Source organism: Acidobacteriota bacterium, from assembly GCA_016716435.1.
In the GTDB taxonomy this organism is placed as follows: Bacteria; Acidobacteriota; Blastocatellia; order Pyrinomonadales; family Pyrinomonadaceae; genus OLB17.
This window is the reverse complement of record JADJWI010000008.1, coordinates 331267-351425: the sequence shown is the minus strand read 5'-3', so window position 1 is coordinate 351425 and position 20159 is coordinate 331267. Positions and strand designations below refer to the sequence as shown.

19 protein-coding genes, 1 tRNA gene and 1 riboswitch are annotated in these 20159 nt (G+C 55.5%); of the genes, 5 read left to right on the top strand and 15 right to left on the bottom strand.

Annotated features, from left to right (window positions below):
* Window positions 1-6 precede the first annotated feature (6 nt).
* The 12 genes from IPM21_13580 to IPM21_13525 form a co-directional block, all read right to left on the bottom strand.
* Window positions 7-1401, bottom strand: a complete 1395-nt coding sequence (locus tag IPM21_13580) for a DUF5009 domain-containing protein (GenBank protein ID MBK9164908.1) — start codon at window positions 1399-1401, stop codon at window positions 7-9.
* On the bottom strand, window positions 1398-1913 hold the full coding sequence (locus tag IPM21_13575) for a putative metal-dependent hydrolase (GenBank protein MBK9164907.1): 516 nt from the start codon (window positions 1911-1913) through the stop codon (window positions 1398-1400). Before IPM21_13575 ends, IPM21_13580 begins: the two co-directional genes overlap by 4 nt.
* Window positions 1914-1918: 5 nt before the next feature.
* Complete coding sequence (gene dnaB / locus IPM21_13570; GenBank protein MBK9164906.1) at window positions 1919-3295, bottom strand: replicative DNA helicase; 1377 nt, start codon at window positions 3293-3295, stop codon at window positions 1919-1921.
* A gap of 245 nt (window positions 3296-3540) precedes the next feature.
* A complete protein-coding gene (locus tag IPM21_13565; protein MBK9164905.1) occupies window positions 3541-4116 on the bottom strand; it encodes a 50S ribosomal protein L9 in 576 nt (191 codons plus the stop codon).
* A gap of 21 nt (window positions 4117-4137) precedes the next feature.
* Window positions 4138-4350 carry a 30S ribosomal protein S18 gene (locus IPM21_13560; GenBank protein MBK9164904.1) on the bottom strand — a complete coding sequence of 71 codons (213 nt, stop codon included), beginning with the start codon at window positions 4348-4350 and terminating at the stop codon, window positions 4138-4140.
* Between the two features lie 83 nt (window positions 4351-4433).
* Window positions 4434-4838: a 30S ribosomal protein S6 gene (gene rpsF / locus IPM21_13555; protein MBK9164903.1), complete on the bottom strand. Its 405-nt coding sequence runs from the start codon at window positions 4836-4838 to the stop codon at window positions 4434-4436.
* Between the two features lie 71 nt (window positions 4839-4909).
* Window positions 4910-5539: an aminoacyl-tRNA hydrolase gene (locus IPM21_13550; protein ID MBK9164902.1), complete on the bottom strand. Its 630-nt coding sequence runs from the start codon at window positions 5537-5539 to the stop codon at window positions 4910-4912.
* Between the two features lie 18 nt (window positions 5540-5557).
* Window positions 5558-6205: a 50S ribosomal protein L25 gene (locus IPM21_13545; protein MBK9164901.1), complete on the bottom strand. Its 648-nt coding sequence runs from the start codon at window positions 6203-6205 to the stop codon at window positions 5558-5560.
* A 66-nt stretch (window positions 6206-6271) separates the two neighbouring features.
* A complete protein-coding gene (locus IPM21_13540; GenBank protein ID MBK9164900.1) occupies window positions 6272-7219 on the bottom strand; it encodes a ribose-phosphate pyrophosphokinase in 948 nt (315 codons plus the stop codon).
* A 99-nt stretch (window positions 7220-7318) separates the two neighbouring features.
* A tRNA-Gln gene (locus IPM21_13535) sits at window positions 7319-7393 on the bottom strand.
* A gap of 15 nt (window positions 7394-7408) precedes the next feature.
* Complete coding sequence (ispE, locus tag IPM21_13530; protein MBK9164899.1) at window positions 7409-8323, bottom strand: 4-(cytidine 5'-diphospho)-2-C-methyl-D-erythritol kinase; 915 nt, start codon at window positions 8321-8323, stop codon at window positions 7409-7411.
* A gap of 86 nt (window positions 8324-8409) precedes the next feature.
* Window positions 8410-8958, bottom strand: a complete 549-nt coding sequence (locus IPM21_13525; protein ID MBK9164898.1) for a CAP domain-containing protein — start codon at window positions 8956-8958, stop codon at window positions 8410-8412.
* 47 nt (window positions 8959-9005) lie between these two features.
* Window positions 9006-9087: riboswitch (cyclic di-GMP riboswitch) on the bottom strand.
* A 143-nt stretch (window positions 9088-9230) separates the two neighbouring features.
* On the opposite strand from IPM21_13525, the gene IPM21_13520 reads away from it, so the two are divergent.
* The 4 genes from IPM21_13520 to IPM21_13505 all read left to right on the top strand — a co-directional run bounded on the left by IPM21_13520 (window position 9231) and on the right by IPM21_13505 (window position 14572).
* Window positions 9231-9677, top strand: coding sequence for a MerR family DNA-binding protein (locus tag IPM21_13520; protein MBK9164897.1), 447 nt, complete (start codon window positions 9231-9233; stop codon window positions 9675-9677).
* A gap of 210 nt (window positions 9678-9887) precedes the next feature.
* The gene (gene cadA / locus IPM21_13515; protein ID MBK9164896.1) at window positions 9888-12224 is read left to right on the top strand and encodes a cadmium-translocating P-type ATPase; all 2337 of its coding nucleotides are present in this window, start codon (window positions 9888-9890) and stop codon (window positions 12222-12224) included.
* A 633-nt stretch (window positions 12225-12857) separates the two neighbouring features.
* On the top strand, window positions 12858-13412 hold the full coding sequence (locus tag IPM21_13510) for a transposase (GenBank protein ID MBK9164895.1): 555 nt from the start codon (window positions 12858-12860) through the stop codon (window positions 13410-13412).
* A gap of 242 nt (window positions 13413-13654) precedes the next feature.
* Window positions 13655-14572 carry an isoaspartyl peptidase/L-asparaginase gene (locus tag IPM21_13505; protein ID MBK9164894.1) on the top strand — a complete coding sequence of 306 codons (918 nt, stop codon included), beginning with the start codon at window positions 13655-13657 and terminating at the stop codon, window positions 14570-14572.
* Between the two features lie 92 nt (window positions 14573-14664).
* Here the strand turns inward: IPM21_13505 and cphA are convergent, their stop codons facing one another.
* From cphA to IPM21_13490, 3 genes are all read right to left on the bottom strand, one after another.
* Window positions 14665-17319 (bottom strand): cyanophycin synthetase, encoded by a 2655-nt coding sequence (gene cphA / locus IPM21_13500; protein MBK9164893.1) that lies wholly within the window; start codon window positions 17317-17319, stop codon window positions 14665-14667.
* 58 nt (window positions 17320-17377) lie between these two features.
* Window positions 17378-17767, bottom strand: coding sequence for a four helix bundle protein (locus IPM21_13495; protein ID MBK9164892.1), 390 nt, complete (start codon window positions 17765-17767; stop codon window positions 17378-17380).
* 93 nt (window positions 17768-17860) lie between these two features.
* Window positions 17861-18715, bottom strand: a complete 855-nt coding sequence (locus tag IPM21_13490) for a cyanophycinase (protein MBK9164891.1) — start codon at window positions 18713-18715, stop codon at window positions 17861-17863.
* Window positions 18716-18898: 183 nt separating this feature from the next.
* On the opposite strand from IPM21_13490, the gene IPM21_13485 reads away from it, so the two are divergent.
* On the top strand, window positions 18899-20143 hold the full coding sequence (locus IPM21_13485; protein MBK9164890.1) for a hypothetical protein: 1245 nt from the start codon (window positions 18899-18901) through the stop codon (window positions 20141-20143).
* Window positions 20144-20159: the final 16 nt, after the last annotated feature.

Here is a 20159-nt window from a genome sequence, read left to right as displayed (position 1 = left end):
GCTGCCTTATAACTTGATGAAGATGCGGCGGCGGTAGAGCAGCCACATTAGGAATAGCCAGAAGAGGATGAATGTGAGGGCATAGGCGAGCGACGCGTTGACCGGCTCGGCCCATGAGAGGAAGAGATTTTGATAGATCCACTGTTGGAGCGTGATCTCTTTGCCCTCGGGCCCGGCAACGCGGATGATGCCGAGAATCCGGGCCATTATGCCGGAGAAAACGAACAAGGCGAGGGCATTGACGCCGAAAATAACGAACGGCTTTGCCCAGCGTTTGTAGCCCTTGATGTCGATCAGAAAATAGCAGAACCCGAGCGTCAGTAACGCAAGGCCTGAGGTGTAAACCACATAAGAGCTCGTCCAAAGCGATTTGTTTAGCGGAAAAACAAGGCTCCAAGCCCACCCGACCGCCAGCAACAGCGTCCCGAAAAAGAAAAGCCCGAGTGCCTTGTCAGAACCCGCTGCGTAAGTGGCGGGCCAGTTTGTCGAGGTTTGCTCGATGTTCTTTTCATCACGTGATGGCGAAGGTTCGGCGAACGGGCCGCCCGCTGACGCAGGCGGTTCTGACTTGAGCCACGTTCCCGCAAGCACGCCTGAGATGGTCGTCGCGATCGCCGGAAGCGTTGAGAGAATGCCCTCCGGGTCGAAGACCTTGCCCGCCCGCCAGATGTGGTTTTCGGTGAGGATCAGCCGGTCGAGATAGGCCGCGAGGTTGCAGGCCTTGTCGTCGATGGTCGTCACTTCGCAGCCCGGCACAGCGATCCGCGTCATAACGAGCCAGTAGAAGAGCAGCAGCCCGACGCCGATCGTGGCCTGCTGTTTCCAGCTTGTGTGAAGAAAGATCAGGGCGACGACCAAATAGCAGACCGCGATCCGCTGCAGAACGCCGGGAATCCGCATTGTCCCGACATTGTAGGGCGTCACCTGCCAACCGATGATCAATGCGGCTATCACCACCGCGGCCCAAACGCCGATCAGGGCTAAGGCTAGCTTGAATTTGCGAAGATAGAGAAAATAAAGTGCGGCGATGATGGAAGCGACCGCCGTCCATTTCAGCGGCCACGGTATGGCAGTCTCATTAATGACGAAAAACGGGATCGCCGACATCGCCAGCCCGCTCGCAAAGATCGCCGCCGACCGCGAGAATATTTTCGTATATACCGACCGGTCGATGCCCGCCTCGACCTTCTTCCCGAGCGACATCGGCACCGCGACGCCGACAATGAACAGAAAGAACGGAAAGATGTAATCGGTCGGGGTAATGCCATGCCATTCGGCATGCTTCAGCGGGCCGTAGATCGCCGACCACGTCCCCGGATTATTGACCAACACCATTCCGGCGATGGTCATTCCGCGGAAAACGTCGAGCGAAACAAGACGTTGTTGGGCAGCGTCGCTCACCAGCCGTTTCGTTCCCTTGTGGTCGTGATGTGAGCTGTGTGGTGCAGCGAGTGCCAGGCGTAGAGCCCGAGCATGTCCTCAAGCCGCCAACGGCCGCTCTCCGGGTGTTCGAGTTCGCGCCGGAAGTCGTCGTCGCTCATTGCATCCAAAAGGGCCGTCCAATGGGCGTGCGTGCCTTCAAGTATCTTTAGCGAGGGCTCGATCTCGAGCTCTTTGTCCGGCAGCTCGGCCCATCGGTCTTCGTGGTAGGGGCGAATGGTCGGGTCGGTCTCGGTAAGGGCGAGCTTGAACCGGCAATAGGCGTTCAAGTGGCTGTCAGCGACGTGGTGAACCGTCTGCCGGAGCGTCCAACCGCCGGGCCGATAGGGCGTATCGAGCTGCTCGGGAGCGAGGCCCGTACACGCCGCTCGGAGTTTCTCCGGCAACTCGCGTATAACGGCGATCCGCTCTTCGCGGCTCGTCTCGTCGTGGAGCTCGAACGGGCCGATCGGAAATCTGAGATCTTCATCCATAAATTTTAGGGCATGTATGCGTCCTCAAACCGTGTGAACTGTTTCAGGAACGCCATCTTGATCGTATCCGTCGGGCCGTTTCGCTGTTTTGCGATGATGATTTCGGCGATATTGCGCTCTTCTTCTGGCACTTCGTCCGGATTCTTCGAATAGTAGTCCGAGCGATAAATAAAAGCAACCACGTCGGCGTCCTGCTCGATCGACCCCGATTCGCGGAGGTCGGACATCATCGGTTTCGGCGGATTTCGTGCCTCGGGTGCACGCGAAAGCTGCGAGAGTGCCATGACCGGGCAATTGAATTCCTTTGCAAGTGCTTTCAGGTCGCGTGAGATCTGTGAGACCTCCTGCTGACGGTTCTCGTTGCGTTTGCCGGAGGAGCCCATAAGCTGAAGGTAATCAACGATGACGAGGTCAATTCCCTTCTGCTCGACCGCAAGCCGCCGGAGCTTTGCCCTCATCTCGATCACCGAAATCCCAGCCGTATCGTCGATAAAGAGCCTCGCTTCTGAAAGATCAGCAATGCCCTCGGCAAGCCTTCCCCAATCGTTTTTCGAGAGTATCCCGAGCCGCAGGTTCCGCGCATCGACCGACGACTCGGCGCTCATCATACGCATTACGAGCTGCTCCTTCGACATTTCCATCGAAAAAACGGCAACCACCGCCTTTTCCCGAATGGCAGCCCGCTGAGCGATGTTGAGACAGAGTGCTGTCTTTCCCATCGAAGGTCGGGCGGCGACTATGATCAGGTCGCCGGCCTGCAGGCCCGAGGTAATATTGTCCAGGTCGCGATAGCCGGTCGAGAGCCCGGTCAGTGCGTGGGAATCTCGGCGGGCGAAGTCCTGGATCTTCTGAAAGACCGTCTCGGCGATCGGCCGGATCGCTTCAAAACCGGTTCGGTCACGCTGCTCCGCAAGGGCAAAGATCATATGCTCGGCCCGGTCGAGCACGATCGCGGCTTCCTCTTCTTCCTCAAGAGCATCGCTTGTTATCTGGTTGCACGTTCTGATCAGATTCCGCATCAGCGACTTCTGTTTCACAACGTTGATATAGTCCGAGACGTCCGTGAAATGCGGTAGGCCGTAGGTCAGATTTGCGATCGCCGCGACGCCGCCGATCATCTCGACCGAACTGTCACGCTTCAATTCTTCAGCTATCAGGATCGGATCGATCGGCCGGCTTGCGTCAAAAAGCGAGACCATCGCCGCATATATCCGGCGATTGAAAGGCGAGTAAAAATCTTCCGGCTTAAGGTGCTCGACCGCCTGTGTGACGACCGAGTTATCAAGGAGGATCGCCCCGAGGATGGTCCGCTCGCTGTCGTCGCTGCTCGGCAGCGGCCGTTCGAGAAATTGCTCGCGTCTTGCTTCAGGATATGCAGCCATAACTATATTGTTTACCTCACTTAGAGAAACACGTGCCCCGCCGGGCTTTGCCGGAAAGCTATCTGAAATTGTCTTTTTGGAGACGCAGACGAAGGTGCGTAGTGAGAGATATTACACCCGCAGTGGCCTCTTCTCAAACCGCGAAAAGCAGAATTTTTTGGCGTTCTTCTAAGCCCTTTTTTCGCAAAGAAATGACCGCTCCCGGCAAGCGGAAGCGGTCATAATGTCGAAGCTTGGGTTCGAGCCTATTCGCCTGCTTCGGCAGCTTCCGCCGTTTCTGCAACCGGTTCTTCGGTCGTCGCTTCAGCCGCTTCAGGCTCGGCCTTGGCCTTTGCCTTCCGGTCCTTCTTCGGCTCCTCGGCATCGCCGCCCTCTGCGGTTACGGTAACCGGAACGATGAGAGCGACCTCGCGGTGCAGCTTGACCGAAACGGTGTATTCGCCCGTCTCTTTGATCGCATCCTTAAGGACGATCTTCCTACGGTCGATCTCATATCCCTTGGCATTAAGCGCCTCGGCGATGTCCATCGTGGTGACCGAACCAAAGAGCGTTCCGCCCTCGCCGGCCTTTCGCTCGAAGGCAAGTTCGATCGTACCCATCTGCTCCTTCTGAGCTTCGGCGGTGGCCCTTTCGACCGCAGCCTTTTTCAGAAGTGCCTCTCGTTCCTGCTCGATCTGTTTAAGATTGCCTTTCGTGGCGAGCGTCGCAAGCCCTTGCGGAAGCAAAAAGTTGCGGGCATAGCCTGCCCTGACCTTTACGATCTCACCGCGGCCGCCGAGGCTTTCAATATCTTCGCGTAACAAAATAGTGGTATTTGCCATGTAAATTTCCTCCTCGACGTCCTATTCCGAAGCGTACGGCAAAAGAGCCATCGCCCGTGCTCTCTTGATCGCCGTAGCAATGCGTCGCTGATCCTTGGCCGTAATGCCGGAAATGCGTCGCGGCATGATCTTGCCGCGTTCGGGAACGAACTGGCGGAGAAGATCAACATCTTTCCAATCTACGTAATCCGGTACGATCTGCCGCGGCCTTCGTCGCTGATACCTTCGGGGCATTTTATCCCCAAACGCATCTTCATCCATCAGCTCTCGTTCAACATTATCTTCGTTATCTAATTCTGCCATGATCTTTTATCTCCTTATGCAGCGGCCTCTTCACCGGTTTCCGGGGCCTCTTCGGTCGTGCGGAACTGTGCCCTGCGTGCTTGGCGGCGTTCACGACGCTCACGCATCAAGTCGGCCGATTTGCGGTCCTCATCGACGCGTACGGTCAGGTAGCGCACGATCATATCGTTGACCCGCATCCTGCGTTCGAGCTCGGCGATTTCCTGCCCGGTTCCCTCGATCTCGAAAAGAATGTAGTGGCCCTCGTTCTTTTTATTGATCGGGTAGGCCAGCTCACGGCGGCCGCCATCATCCATTCTCACGACCGTGCCGCCTTCCTTCTCGATAAGGGCACCAACGGCTTCATTGAGCGAGGCGACCTTATCGGACGTGACGTCCGGATCGATTATGTACATTACTTCGTATGTTCTTTTTGACAATTTACTCTCCTCCTTTCGGATCTTCAGCCTCGCATCTCATATCGCGAAGCAAGAAGGCTAAACATTCAGATTCAAATTTCCGTCTCCGGTTCTTCCGGTTTTATTTTCACTGCGGGATCGGCGTTCCACCGGGACATCGCCTTTTCTATCCCGTCTAATATCAGATCTTCGATCGCACTCTCGGCATCGGCAAGAGCATTTTCGAGCAGCTCTTCTTCGGCTTTCGCGAATCTCTGAAGAACAAAGTTCTTCGTATCAACAACCGGATGCTCCGGCTTGATACCGATCCGCAACCGAATGAACTCCTGAGTTCTCAAGCAATCAGCGATCGACCTTAGCCCATTATGTCCGCCATGCGACCCTTTCGGCCTCAAGCGGATCCGGCCGAGCGGCAATGCCAGATCGTCGGTTAACACCACCAGGCCACAGGCCTCTCGCTCTTCTTTCGACACGAGACACGCTGCCGCTTCTCCGCTCAGGTTCATGTAGGTCTGCGGCTTTACGAGCTCGACCGGGAAGTTCCCGATCGTAACCCGCCCGACCAGCGACCTGCACTCCTGCCGCTTGATCGAACCGCCGAGCCGAGCCGCCAACCGATCGACCACCATGAACCCCGCGTTGTGCCGCGTCCGCTCATATTCGGGGCCCGGATTTCCGAGCCCCAAAACAAGCCAGCTCTTCGGTTGATCGGCGACCGCCATCATAGGTCAAAGGCCGGGCTATTCGCCGCCTTCACCTTCCTCGGCGGGAGCTTCTCCGGCAACTTCAGGCTCAGCACCTTCAGCCACCTGAGGCTCGAGCTCGACCTCTTTCTGCATCGCGGCCGTAACGACGACCGTTTCCGGATCGTCAACGATCTCGACACCTTCCGGCACCTTGATGTCCGAAACCTGGATCGGCCGGTCAATGCGAAGTTCCGAGATATCGGCTTCAACGAACTCAGGCGTTTTTGCGGGCTCGCAAAGTACCTTGATCTCACGCATCGCCTGGGTTACGACCGCGTCGTCGTCAAGTTCCACGGTCGGCTCACCGACAATGTGCACCTGCACGGTCATTTCGATCTTCTCGCCCTTCGCAAATCGGCGAAGATCCGCGTGAAGCAATCGGCCCGTCAGCACATCAACCTGGCGATCCTGAAAGATCACGTCATTGATGTCGCCCGCAACGTCGATCGAAAAGACCGAGTTAATGCCCGAATCCGAGCGAATGATCGCCGCGAGTTCGCTAAGCTGAGCGGTCGCAGAAACGGGCTCGTTGCCGCCTCCATAGATGATGACCGGGACCTTTCCGGCTACACGAAGCCGACGGTTGATGTTCTTGCCAAACTCTTCCCGTTTCTCTGCCTTTACAGTAATTTTCTCTGCCATATTTTCCTTTTGCCCCGCGTTGTTCCGAGGGGCGGCCTACCGTTGCCTTGCGGGCTTCGGCCGCAACTAAATGAACAGCGACGAAACGCTTGTCTCGTCATGGATCGAATTTATCGCCGAGGCGAGCAGTTTTCCGACGCTCAAGACCTCGATCCGGCCGCTTTCAACGAGCGGAGATGCACTCTCGCCGAGCGGTATAGTATTCGTAACGATCACCTTTTTCAGGTATGACGTGCTGATATTCTCAACGGCCTTGCCGGAGAGAACTGCATGTGTAAAACAAGCCAGCACCTCATTCGCCCCCGCATCGTGAAGGGCTTTGGCGACCTTGCAGATCGTCCCGCCCGTATCGCACATATCATCAACGATGAGGCAATTCTTACCGGCGACATCACCGACGACGTTCATCACGTCTGCCTCATTCGCCCGCTCGCGGCGTTTGTCGCAAAGAGCAAGGCCGGCATCAAGCCGCTTGGCGTATGCCCGAGCCCGCTCGGCACCGCCCGTGTCAGGAGCGACCACTACCAGATTCTCGATCGGATTCTCTCGAAAATAATCGACGATCACCGGAGCCGCATAAAGGTGATCGACCGGAATATCAAAGAAACCCTGTATCTGCGAAGCGTGAAGGTCTATCGTCAGCACGCGGTCCGCTCCGGCGGTCGTGATCAGATTCGAGACCATCTTCGCCGCGATCGGCACTCTCGGCCTGTCCTTCTTGTCCGAGCGGGCGTACCCAAAATACGGGATCACCGCAGTTATCCGCTCGGCCGAAGCTCGCAGAAACGCATCCTGCATAACGAGCAGTTCCATCACATGCTTGTCCACCGGGGGACTCGTCGGCTGGACAATGAATACGTCCGTCCCGCGGACATTCTCATCGATCTGGAAATTGAACTCGCCGTCTGAAAATCTCGCCGTCGTACAGCGGCCGAGGTCGACATTCAAATGCCGACAGATCTCCTTAGCTAGTGCATCATGTGCCGATCCCGAAAAGATCTTGATATTGCCCATTACGCTGACCCAACCGATCTTACATGTGCCTCTGCGGCACCCGTCCCGAAAAACAAAAAACGGCAACCATTAAGGCCGCCGTTCCGAATACTCGAGAAATGGCTGGGGCGGAAGGACTCGAACCTACGAATGCCGGATCCAAAAACCGGTGCCTTACCACTTGGCGACGCCCCAATCGAAATCTGTATATTACTCGGAAACGACCAATGACTCTGGATAGAGAGCCTCGCGATATTCCGTTCGCGAAACGGTCGCTGCGGCAAAACTTCGCCAGTCAGCTTTTTGGCTGAGGGCTTCTATTGCTGTTTGCCGCGTAAGTAAATTGTCAAAACTTGCGAAAACACTTGCTCCGCTGCCACTTAAGAGCACCTTGCGGGCTCCAAGACCGACGAGTGTGTCCCTGACGTCTTTAACTTCAGGAAACTCGGAAAATACGGTGCTTTCAAAATCGTTCGTCCCGAAACCCAGGTCTTTGTGAACCTGTTCAGCCTCCGGACGACAAACTGATAGCTTAGTTTGGAGTGCCTCGTTTGTCAAGCTTTCAGTCCCGAGCCCTGCGTATGCCTGAGCGGTGCCGACGGCAACATTCGGAGTAACTATTAGTAGATTATCATCGATCACATCCGGAAGCGGCTCGATCTTCTCTCCGCGTCCGGTTCCGAGCATCGTTCCGCCTTCCAGGAAAAGAGGCACATCCGAACCCAGTTCGGCAGCCAAAGCTAGCAGGTCGCTTTGAGGTACTTCCAGCCCCCAAAGCCTCATGAGCCCGATCAGCGTAACGGCCGCATTCGACGAGCCGCCGCCGAGCCCTCCGGGCGATGGTATCCGCTTTTCCAGATGCAGCCTTGCTCCGGCCTTCGTGCCCGAAACCTCTCTCAGCCTCAATGCCGCCCTGATCATCAGGTTTGCCTCGCTGGTCGGGATGGCCGGATCGTCACACATCATCGAAAGCCCGTCCGCAGCTTCGAACGTTATCTTGTCGTGCAATGAGACTGTCTGAAAGACCGTGCAGAGCTCATGAAAGCCGTCCGCACGCTTCCCCAACACCCGCAGGTGCAGGTTTATCTTTGCAAAAGATGGCAGCGTGAACGGCTCCGGGCTCATTGCCAAAGATTAGAGCCCAAACCGCCGAAAAACAAAAGGCCCGAGGCTGCTTGAGCTTCGGGCCGTTCTGTCCGTTGCAAGTAAAGCTACTTGCGGGTGAGGAAAACCTGCGTGAAATAGACCGCCCCATCGTCCGAGACGGCAACGCCGATGGCCGATTCCCGCCAGACGCCGCTCAGCATATTCTTGCGATGCGAGGGCGAAAGCAGCCAGTTCTGAATAGCCATCGCGACCGGGTCATCGTAGCCTCGCAGGAACGCAATGTTCTCGCCGATCGCCCGCCAGCCGCCGATCCCAAGCACGTCCGCACGCCCATCGACCGTCGTGCCGTCCTTGCTTCGGTGGCTGAAATACTTCCGCTCGGCCATATCGTGCGAATGCCACCGTGCCAGATCAGCAAGCTGCTCGCTCCATTCAAGCGGGGCAAGCCCTTTCGCCTGCCGCTCCGAGTTCATTTGGTCGAACGCATTCCGTTCATAAGAGCGAACCTTGCCGGCAGGACGCGGGATCGCCGGCCGCTCAACCGAACTGACCGCCTTTCGCTTGGGCAAACGCATTGACCCGATCTCATCTACGAGGATCGGGACCGGACGCTCGCCGGCACGCTGGCCGCTGGCATCAATGGCCGAGACCAAAAGTATAAGAATGAAAAAAGGTACGAGAGTTTTCAGATCTACCTCACTTCGGCAGCCGGGCTGACTTACGATGAAGTTCCCTAGCTTTGCGTCCGCCGCATTTTCACGCGGCAGTTGCCTTTTCGGTTTGGTTTAGGCTGGTTCGGGGGGCTACAAACTTGGCACACCAACCGCCTAATATAATACACCATCATATGCCGACAAATTCCATAAAACGCTTCCCTTCGGTGTTACACTTGCCCTACAGTGCCATCAGAAAGGAGACAAATATGCTGACCGCTTCGGTCCTGGCAAAACGAACCGGCCTTCCCATTTTCACCGTCCGCTATTACACGCGGATCGGATTGCTCAAGCCGTCCCGAGACCTTCGCAACGGTTACAAGCTCTATAAACAGAGCGATAAAGAGCGTCTAAAATTCATCAATAGTGCAAAAAATCTCGGGTTCACACTCGGCGAGATCGAGCAGATACTCTCGCATGCCGAGGATGGCGACACGCCCTGCCCGATGGTCCGTGAGTTAGTTGAACGCCGGATACGAGAGAATCGCGAGGCGATCCGCGAATTGAAAAGGCTGCAGAAACGGCTTGAACAGGCCGCCGAGATGTGGTCGGGAATGGAAGATGCCGAGCCTGACGGCCACTCTGTCTGCCGGCTGATCGAGAGCTTTGCCGGGGCTTCGGATCAGCCGCTTGACCTGACACCAACTGACAGGTTGTAGAATGAACTTAGAAACTCAATCAAAGGGCAAAGGGTGTTTGAAGCTGTTTAGATGTTTCGGATGTTTAAGCTTAATTGGTTAGTTGGAAGTGGTTAATTGAAAGAGGACGCAAAAATGGAAAACAATGAACAGAAACCGGCGAATCTTGTACAGCTAGGCAGGAAGCCTGCTGAAGCCATTGCAGAACCGCACATCGACCCGGTCTGCAAGATGATGGTAATGCCCGAGACCGCTGCCGCGAGCTACGAGCACGAGGGCACGACCTACTACTTCTGCAATCCCGGCTGCAAGGTCAAGTTCGCCGCCGATCCCGAGAAGTATTTGAAGGCGATTCCAGATTCCAAATTCCAAATTGAGGCACATCACGCGGACGAGACATCGCAAAGTAGCGAAGCGGGCAATCTGGAATCTGGAATCTGGAATCCGCAATCCGCTTCGGATGCGGTTGAATACACCTGCCCGATGCACCCGGAGATCGTTCAGATCGGCCCTGGTTCGTGTCCGATCTGCGGAATGGCACTTGAGCCGATGGAGATCAGCCTTGACGACCAGCCCGACCCTGAGTTCATTGATATGAAGCGGCGGTTCCTGATCTCCGCCGTTTTGACGCTTCCGGTGTTCGTACTTGCGATGGGTGAGATGTTCCCGGCGTTCCATTCGCTGGTCTCACCGTCGGTTTCAATCTGGATACAGTTCGCACTGGCGGTGCCGGTCGTGTTTTGGGGCGGCTGGCCTTTCTTCCAACGCGGCTGGGCTTCGGTCAAGAATGCGAGCCCGAATATGTTCACGCTGATCGCCATCGGAACCGGCTCGGCGATGATCTACAGCCTCGCCGCTCTATTCGCCCCGCAGCTCTTTCCCGACTCAATGCGGGACGCACATTCCGGCATCATTCCGGCTTATTTCGAAGCCGCAGCCGTCATAACAACGCTTGTTTTGCTGGGTCAGGTGTTAGAACTCAAAGCTCGTTCGCAAACGTCCTCAGCAATCAAGGAACTGCTCCGGCTCGCACCTGAAACGGCCACTGTGATCTTTCCCGATGGCTCCGAGGAAACGGTCGATCTCCGTCACGTTGAGGCAGGCCAGACGCTCCGCGTAAAGGCCAACGAAAAGGTGCCGACCGATGGCGAGATCATCGAAGGCGAGACCTCTATAGATGAATCAATGGTCACCGGCGAATCGATGCCCGTAACCAAACAAGCAGGTGCCAAGGTGATCGGCGGAACGATCAACGGCAGCCGCTCATTCACAATGCGTGCCGAAAGGGTCGGCAAAGAGACCCTGCTCGCACAGATCGTTAAAATGGTCGGCGAAGCACAGCGTTCGCGTGCTCCGATCCAGCGTCTGGCCGATGTCGTCTCGGCGTATTTCGTTCCGGCTGTGATTCTCGTCGCTGTCGTAGCGTTCGGCGTCTGGTTCATCTTCGGCAGCCTGGCTTATGCGATCGTCGCGGCAGTTTCGGTGCTGATAATCGCCTGTCCGTGTGCCCTCGGCCTCGCAACCCCGATGTCCATAATGGTCGGGACCGGAGTCGGTGCAAAGAACGGCGTCCTCATCAAAAAAGCCGAAGCCCTCGAACTCCTCGAATCAGTTGACACCATTGTTGTCGACAAAACAGGAACGCTGACCGAAGGCAAACCGACTGTCCAGAACGTGGTGAACCTTAGTACCGCGAGCGATAGCGACGGGGTTCTTTCAGACGATGACATTCTCCGGCTGGCGGCCTCTTTGGAAATCCATAGCGAACATCCATTAGCATCCGCAGTTTTGCGGGAAGCCGAATCGCGAAACATCGTGGTCTCGAAAGTGGAAGGGTTTGAGTCGGTCACAGGAGCGGGTGTCAAGGGCATCGTCGAAGGACATGAAGTTATCATCGGGAACTATGCAATGTTTCCGAAAATGGCTCCGGAAACAGAAGAGTTGCAACGAAAAGGGCAGACTGTGGTTTCGGTCGTCGTGGACCGGCGTATCGTCGGCTTGATCGGAATCGCAGACGCCTTAAAGCCAGGTGCCGTTGAAGCGGTTCGGAATCTAAAGGCGAGTGGATTAGACGTATGGATGATGACCGGAGACAGCCAGCTGACCTCCAACAGGGTAGCGTCCGAACTCGGGATACTTCATGCTTACTCGGAGGTCATGCCGCAGGACAAAGCTGCGAAGGTAAAGGAACTGCAGGCGATGGGCAAGCGTGTGGCGATGGCCGGCGATGGCGTCAACGACGCTCCGGCCCTGGCACAGGCTGACGTCGGGATCGCGTTCGCCAGCGGGACAGACGTCGCCATCGAATCTTCTGACATTACGCTGCTCCGCCCGGACCTCGATGGCATACTGAAAGCACGAAACCTCAGCCTGAACACGATGAAGAACATCCGCCAAAATCTCTTCTTCGCATTCGCCTACAACGTGCTCGGAGTGCCCATCGCCGCCGGCGTGCTCTTCCCGGTCTTCGGCGTCCTGCTCTCGCCGATGATCGCCAGTGCCGCAATGACGTTCAGCTCCGTCTCCGTCATCGCCAACGCCCTCCGCCTCCGCAGCCAAAAGCTCTAATCAAACCTTAAAAGGTGTTTGAGGGTGTTTGAAATTCGTAAGTTTCAAACACCTTCAAACACCCTAAAATGTTTGATTAGAGTCGTGCGGCTTGCCGCTCTATTTGCGGAAAAGTTTACTTTTCCGTGCGATGTAACAATTGTATGCGGCTGTGCCGCCCATCATTGAGTTGCCAACGCGGCGGCATAGCCGCAAGTTGTGGGGGAGCCGTCGGAACGGCACAGCCTTTCCGCAAATAGAGCGGCAAGCCGCGAAAACAGGGCTTCCGCATTTCCCTTCTATCAAACCTTAAAAGGTGTTTGGGGGTGTTTGAAATTCGTAAGTTTCAAACACCTTCAAACACCCTAAAATGTTTGATTGAAGTTTAGAGTTTCGCATTGCGTAGATAATACACTTGACAACAGATGCAACACCGCGGTATTCTTACGTCAACTTAACAAACAACATTCTTTACTTAGGAAGTAAGGAAAGGGAGAGGTGTATCTATTTCTACGAAATGGATCTACTCTCGATGGGCTATGCCCTCCGGCTTGCGGAAACGCTGGCACTTCAGGTTCCGGCTTCTTGGGCTACGCCCTCCGGTGTGCGGAAAGGCTTGCCTTTCCGTTTAGCTTCCACTTATTCTTTGAGGCTATGCCTCTGATATCGAGTGACTCACCGCTATATTTCCTCACTTCAGTAACAAAGGACCGGCTTCCTGTTTTCCGTACGGAAGCGATGCGACGCATCTTGGCCAATGCATTTGATGAGGCACGGAGTTCGGCAGGCATCATGATATTCGCTTACGTGATAATGGCCGACCACTATCACATGATCACTGATAGCTCACGAAAGCCGTCCGATGTGCTGCGTTATCTCAACGGCATTTCGGCAAGGCGTATCATCAATCACCTAAAAGAGAATGGCCACCAAAGTTCGCTGGACAAGCTTCGAAAAGACGAAGGGTCGCGGGAGTATAAATACTCACTTTGGCAGCATCATTCGAATACGTTCATTATCACCAGCGAATCAAAGGCTATCGAGAAAGCAAACTACATTCATTTCAATCCGGTCGAAGAAGGTATGGCCGAAACTCCGCCTGAATATGCGTTCTCTAGCTTTCGCTATAGGGCGAATCAGAGCCTATTAGAAGATGAGCCTCTCGAAGTTGATATCAAGCACCTCCATTGGCACAGGGACCGGGCGTAGCCCAAGAGTTTTAAGCCACCGTCCGGAAAGGCCGAGCCTTTCCGCACACCGGAGGGCGGAGCCCAAAGAACCCCTAAAGTTCAATCAAACATTAAAAGGTGTTTGAAGGTGTTTGAGATTTGAAAGTTCAATCAAACATTAAAAGGTGTTTGAGGGTGTTTGAAACATAAACACCTCAAACATCTAAACACTTCTAAACAGGTATTGATGTTTGATTGAAGGCCATGTGGTAGATTTGGGCTATGGCAAAGATCGCATTGGCAATACACGGCGGGGCGGGGACGATATTGCGTTCGCAGATGACCGGGGAGCTTGAGCGGGAATACCGCAGCGGGCTGGAAGCGGCGTTGAAGGCGGGCTGGGCGGTGCTTGAGAAGGGCGGGCCGTCGCTGGATGCGGTCGAGGCGGCGGTCGTCTCGCTGGAGGATTTCCCGCTGTTCAATTCCGGTCGCGGTGCTGTTTTCACAAGCGAAGGCAAGAACGAAATGGACGCGGCGATCATGGACGGCAAGGGTCTAAGTGCAGGTGCGGTCGCTTTTGTGAGGAACATCAAGAACCCGATCAGGCTTGCCAGAAAGGTGATGGAAAACACCGAGCACATCTTGCTTGCCGGCGAGGGTGCTAACCAGTTCGCGGCGGAAATGGGCGTTGAGACCGCTCCGGACGAGTATTTCTTTACCGAGCATCGCTGGCTGCAGTTGCAGGACGCCATCGCCGATGGACGCGTCCAGCTCGACCACGCCGGGACACCAAAGGGCACCGTCGGGGCCGTCGCGTGTGATTCGAACGGCTTTCTGGCAGCTGCGACCTCGACCGGCGGCATGACGAACAAGAAGTTTGGCCGCATTGGAGACACGCCGCTGATCGGAGCCGGGACGTATGCCGACGACCTCTGTGCCGTCTCCTGCACCGGCCATGGCGAGTATTTTATGCTCGGCGTTTCCGCCTACGACGTATCAGCGAGAATGCGTTACAAAGAGATTTCGCTCGAGGACGCCGCCCGCGAAACCATCGAACGCCTAACCGAAATAAGCGGCGAAGGCGGCCTCATTGCCGTCGATACCCACGGCAACGTCACCCTTCCCTTCAACTCCGAAGGCATGTACCGCGGCCATATAACAGGCAGCAACGATCTGATGGTGGTAGATATTTACGGGTGAGATCAAAGACAAGCAGTGGAGAGCCCTACGCTACCCCGCAACTCTATAACTCTGAAACTCTGCAACTCCGTAACTCTGCAACTCCGCAACTCTCAACTCGCCGCTTCGCTTTCCGCCTGCTCCTCCAGCATCTTGTCCCTTATCTCCTGAACATATCCGATGTCGTCCGGCACTACGTCGGCGAGCGTGACGACCAGTTCGCCCTTTCGGCCGTTCTTAATGGCGTGGTGGATGGCATCTCGGCCTGCCGGAATGACGCGGACCTGCGGCTGGCCTTCGCTGCGGGCGATTCCCTCTTGAATGAGTGTCGCGATCTCCTCGGCCTCACGTCCGCGAAGGTAATTTCCGGCACGGATGACGATACGGTCGAAGTTATTTCCGGCGATCTCGCCCATCTCGCGGATGTCCTCGTCCCGACGGTCGCCCGGCGTGGTCATAACGACCGTGCGATATTTATGCGGCAGCTTTGCGACGAACTGCGTAAGCCCCTGGAAGCCTGCCGGGTTGTGTGCGTAGTCCATCAGGACGGTAACGTGGCCAACCTCGGTGAAGTTCAATCGTCCCGGAGTCTGTGCTGCACCGGCATTGAATGTGGTCAGGCCAACGCGGATGTCTTCGATCGAAACGCCGTGGACAAAGCACGCCAAAGTCGCCGCCAGCACGTTCTGGACCATGAACTCTGCCCTACCACCATATGTCAACGGAATGTTAGTTACCTTTTCGACCCGGACCTTCCACTTGCCCTTGAGGATGGTCACGTAGCCATTCTCATAGACGCAGGAGACGCGTCCGCGTTCCGCACGCCGCTTAATGGTCGGGTTGTTCTCGTCCATTGAAAAGCAAACGACCTTTCCATCGACCAGTTCCTTCATCTTGTAAACAAGCGGGTCCTCGGCATTGAGCACGGCAAACCCCGACTTGCTGACCGATCGCGGAATGACCGATTTCACCCGGGCAAGATCCTCAAGCGTATTTACGTCCTTCATCCCCAGATGGTCGGCGGCAACATTAAGAACAACGCCGATGTCGCAATGGTCAAAGCCAAGCCCCGAGCGGATAATACCGCCGCGTGCAGTCTCAAGCACGGCGACATCAACGGTCGGGTCTTTGAGCACAAGCTGAGCTGAAACGGGCCCGGTGTTGTCTCCGCGGACGATCTGCTGATTCTGGATGTACGTACCGTCCGTCGTCGTAAAGCCGACCGTTCTTCCGGTGCCTTTCAGGATGTGAGCGATCAGGCGGGTGGTGGTCGTCTTTCCGTTCGTGCCGGTGATGGCAAAGATGGGAATGCGGCTCTGAGCCCCGGCGGGAAAGAGCATATCGAGCACGTGCTCTGCCACATTGCGGCCAATGCCCTCGCTTGGAGCAAGGTGCATCCGAAAGCCGGGTGCGGCGTTGACCTCGATGATGCCTCCACCGCTTTCATGAAGCGGTTCGCTGACGTTCTCCGCAATGATGTCAACGCCGGCAACGTCCAGCCCGATGATCCTCGCGATCCGCTCAAAGAGAAAGACGTTCTCCGGATGCACCTCGTCCGTTACGTCGATCGCCGTTCCGCCGGTCGAGATATTTGCCGTCGTTTTGAGATAGAGCAACTCGCCCTTCGGCAGGACGCTTTCAAGCTCGTAACCGGCGTTCCGGATACACCGCATCGTCTGGCTATCGACATCGATCTCGGTCAGCACATTCTCGTGCCCGTAACCGCGTCGAGGGTCGGCATTCGTTTCGTCGATCAGCTCCTGGATGGTCTGCTTGCCGTCTCCGACGACGTGGGCAGGCACTCGCTTCGCCACCGCTATCAGGCGGTTATTGACCACGAGTGCTCGAAAGTCCGCTCCGACGAGTTGCTTCTCAACAATCACCCAACGCGAGTACTCTTTCGCCTTCTCCCAGGCAACTCGTGCCTCTTCGACCGACGTTACACCGACCGTTGCACCTTTGCCGTGGTTACCGTCGAGCGGCTTGATGACCACCGGAAAGCCGACTCGCCCCAATGTCGCCTCAAGCTCCTCTTCCTCGCGGATGCGGTAGCCCTTCGGCACGGGAATGCCCATATCGCCGAGCAGCGTTTTGGTCGCGTGCTTGTTACCGGCGATATCGACCGCGATCATGTTTGTGTTGGCGGTGGTTGTCGCCTGAATTCGCTTCTGGTGAACACCGTAGCCGAGCTGGACGAGCGATTGGTCGTTGAGCCTGATGTAAGGAATGCCGCGGCTTTCGGCCTCCTCGACCAACGACCCCGTCGAAGGCCCGAAGCGGACATCTTCGCGGATCTCACGCATCCGCTGTATGGCCTCTGCAACCTCGGCCTTGATCTCATCGATCGGACTTCCCTCGGCAAGCCCAAGAAACAGCCGAACCGCTGCCTTCGCGGCAAATCGCCCGACCTCTTCTTCGTGGTAGCTGAAAACGACGTTGTAAATGCCCCGTTCGTCCGTCTCGCGGGTACGCCCGTAGCCGGTGTCCATTCCGGCAAGCGTCTGGAGCTCGAGGGCAATATGCTCGATTATGTGCCCTGCCCACGTGCCTTCCTGCACACGACGCAGAAAGCCGCCCTCTTCGCCATAGCTGCAACCGTGGGTCAGGAGCGATGGCAACACTTCGTTCATCCGGCCATAGAAGCCGTCGATCTTGTCCGAAGGACGGTCTTCATAATCGCCGATGTCCAGCCGCATTATGATCAGCTTCTTCCAATAGCCGCTCCAATAATTCGGCCCCCGAAGTGTTCTTATCTCAAGAATTTCCATTGTTCATGATTCCAAATTCCAGATTCCAAATTCCAGATTGTAGGACGCGTCTTCGGGGTCAAACAAATTTACGCCCCTTAAACTCGTTATTTCTGAGGTATTTTTGAAACCCCGATATCTGATTACTTGCTTGTCGTAAACGGTCTAAGAGTCCGACGATCTCCTGTTCGGTAATATACCCGCGTCGATTGGCAAACAATATTTGAGCTCGCAACTCACCGCACGAGCCCTTAGCGATCGCGAGGAAATTTATGAATTCTTTGTTGCCGTCACGCTCGAATCCCTCTGCAATGTTTGAGAAAACTGAGATAGCACATCGACGCATCTGATCACGAAGAGCAAAGTCTCGAGAAAACGGTTCGCGTGAACTGAGATCGTAAACATCATTCGCAATTTCGAACGCCAGCTTCCAAACCTCCAGATCCTCGAATCGCTCTATTCTTGCCATCGCCTTTCAGTAATATTACCGAACGAATTGTTTTATTGCGTCAACGTCAAAATTCAAATCTGGAATCTGGAATTTGGAATCTGGAATCCCGGCTCATCCAAGGTCGGGTAGAAGAAATTCCTGCTTCGGCTGGAGCGGGTGGCGTTCGAGATAGTCGTAAACCAGTCCATCGCGGAGTATGTGCATCTGCACGCCGCAGACGCTGAACGATTCGTGCTCTGCGACCTCGGCGATCTCGTTATACGAGATAACTGACCCATCAACGATTGTCACCGACCCCTTCCCGACCACCTCGAGCACGCCCTTGCCATCGAGGATGATTGCCGTGTTCTCATCAATGCCTACGCCGAGATTGTAAGGGTTATACGAAACAGCCGTGATCAGCCGGCTGATGCGTCCGCGTTCGGTAAAGTGCTGGTCGATGATTATGTTCTTGAGAAAGCCAAGCCCCGGCGAGAGCTGCACCGCTCCCTTGTGCGGATGCGAAGCCGAATCGCCGCGGACGATCATCGATGTGCTCATTCCGGCAGCACCGGCACTTGTCCCGGCAAGCACAAGCGGCGTTTCGCGAACCATCTTCCGCAGCCTCTCTGCGACCTTCGTCCCGCCGAGGATAGACACGAGCCGCATCTGGTCGCCGCCGGTCATGAAGACACCGGTCACGCCATCCAGAAGTTCATCAGCGTCGGCCTGAAAGACCTCTTGCCGCGAGTTCGCCCTGAGCACCCGCGGGCTCGCGATGCCCAGGTTCCGAAACGCTTGCGTGTAAACATCCGCAGCAAACTCCGGATAATCCGAAGCGACCGGAATGATCAACACCTCAGCCTTTTCGCCGCCCGCGAGCTCAAGAAACTTCTTGAGTATCCGCCGTTCGTTATACTTATCCTCTGCCCCTCCGATCACAAGCAGATGCCCGCCAATGATCTCACGGTCCTGATTTTCTTTCATTATTGATTTACTGAGATTAAACTGTGAATCGCTTTACGTAAAGTTATTGTAAACATCGGGTTCGGTCAAGAATCGCAGAAAGGATAATCCGTTCGCAACAGTAGACCAGCCACCGACGCCCTCTCAAACAAGAATATGGACGGGTTTTCAGCAGATCCACAAGTCGTTTGGTCCGCATCAAAATTGTTCGACTTTGTTAGCTTCCGCGGCACAATATCGTCGGCGGGCGTTTTTGCAAGCTCCCACGCGAATGCCAGTATCCGCCGAGGCGACACCCAGATCGGGCATCAACACGTTGTCCTGCGGCGAATGGATGATCCGGAATTTGAGTTCAGGATGTCGGGTCTCGGTGCGGCTTGCCACCGATACGACGACTCAGGTAAGACCAAAGTAACGCAAGAATATGTTCAAAACTATCTCCGCACCGGTATCCTTCCCGCCAATGCGGCAATACTATGCGTAGCCGATGCGGCCTCGTCCTTTGAGTGGTCGCCAAACGGAAGGTATCTCGCTACCGGAAGCGGCAACCCCGACTACGCTTTGCGTATATTCGACTCGACAGAACCCGACTCGGTCATTACCTTCGTACGCCATGCAACTTGGATCTACTACCTTTATTGGTCTGCAAAGGGCACCTACCTAGTTTCAAGTTCCCACGTGCCCGACCCGCGAATGCTCATCTGGAAATGTGAATGGGAAGAAAGTGGGAACGATCAGGTGCTCAAGGATATTTCGTTGATCCACGAAGTTACGGATTTTCTTCCGCATCCCAAGTTCCACTACGACAAACTGAGTGCCAGATGGAGAGGATTTTACGGCTACAAAAGAGGAGCGATCTCTCCCGATGAAAAACTGCTCGCCGTTAGTGCGAGTATGCGAAATTCCTCAGACTATCTGGTCGTCTATCGACTGCCCGAACTCCGGGAGATCTACCGCCGAACGCTGAGGTACGACGACGACAACCGAACTATCCCCTCGCACGTAGTAGATGCTGAGTCCCAGATAACAGGGATCGACTGGACAAGAGACGGCAGTTCGCTTTTTTTCTGCCAAGAAGGAGCTCTTTACTCCTTATCGCTTAGTGAAGCCGAGAGCGGCAGCGATGTACGGCTTCGCTTTATTTCCGGAGACGAATGTGTCTGCAATCCGCAATATGACATGATTGCGGTCGGACAAGGATACTACTTCGATCGATCAGACCTTCCCGGCAATTATGAAGACAACGTCGAATTCATCGGCGGTCGTATAAAGATACTTCGATTACCGGATCTCGAGGCGATCAGCGAATTCGTTGCCCCTGCGGGAATCGTGGGCATGCGGTGGAGTTGCGACGGTACCCGACTCTGGTGCACTTGTCGTGACGGCACCGCCGTTGAGGCAAAGCTCGATCTCACGGCGAAAACCGAGTCCGTCTTTAGAGAGCATTGAAAGTTCGTGAGCGATA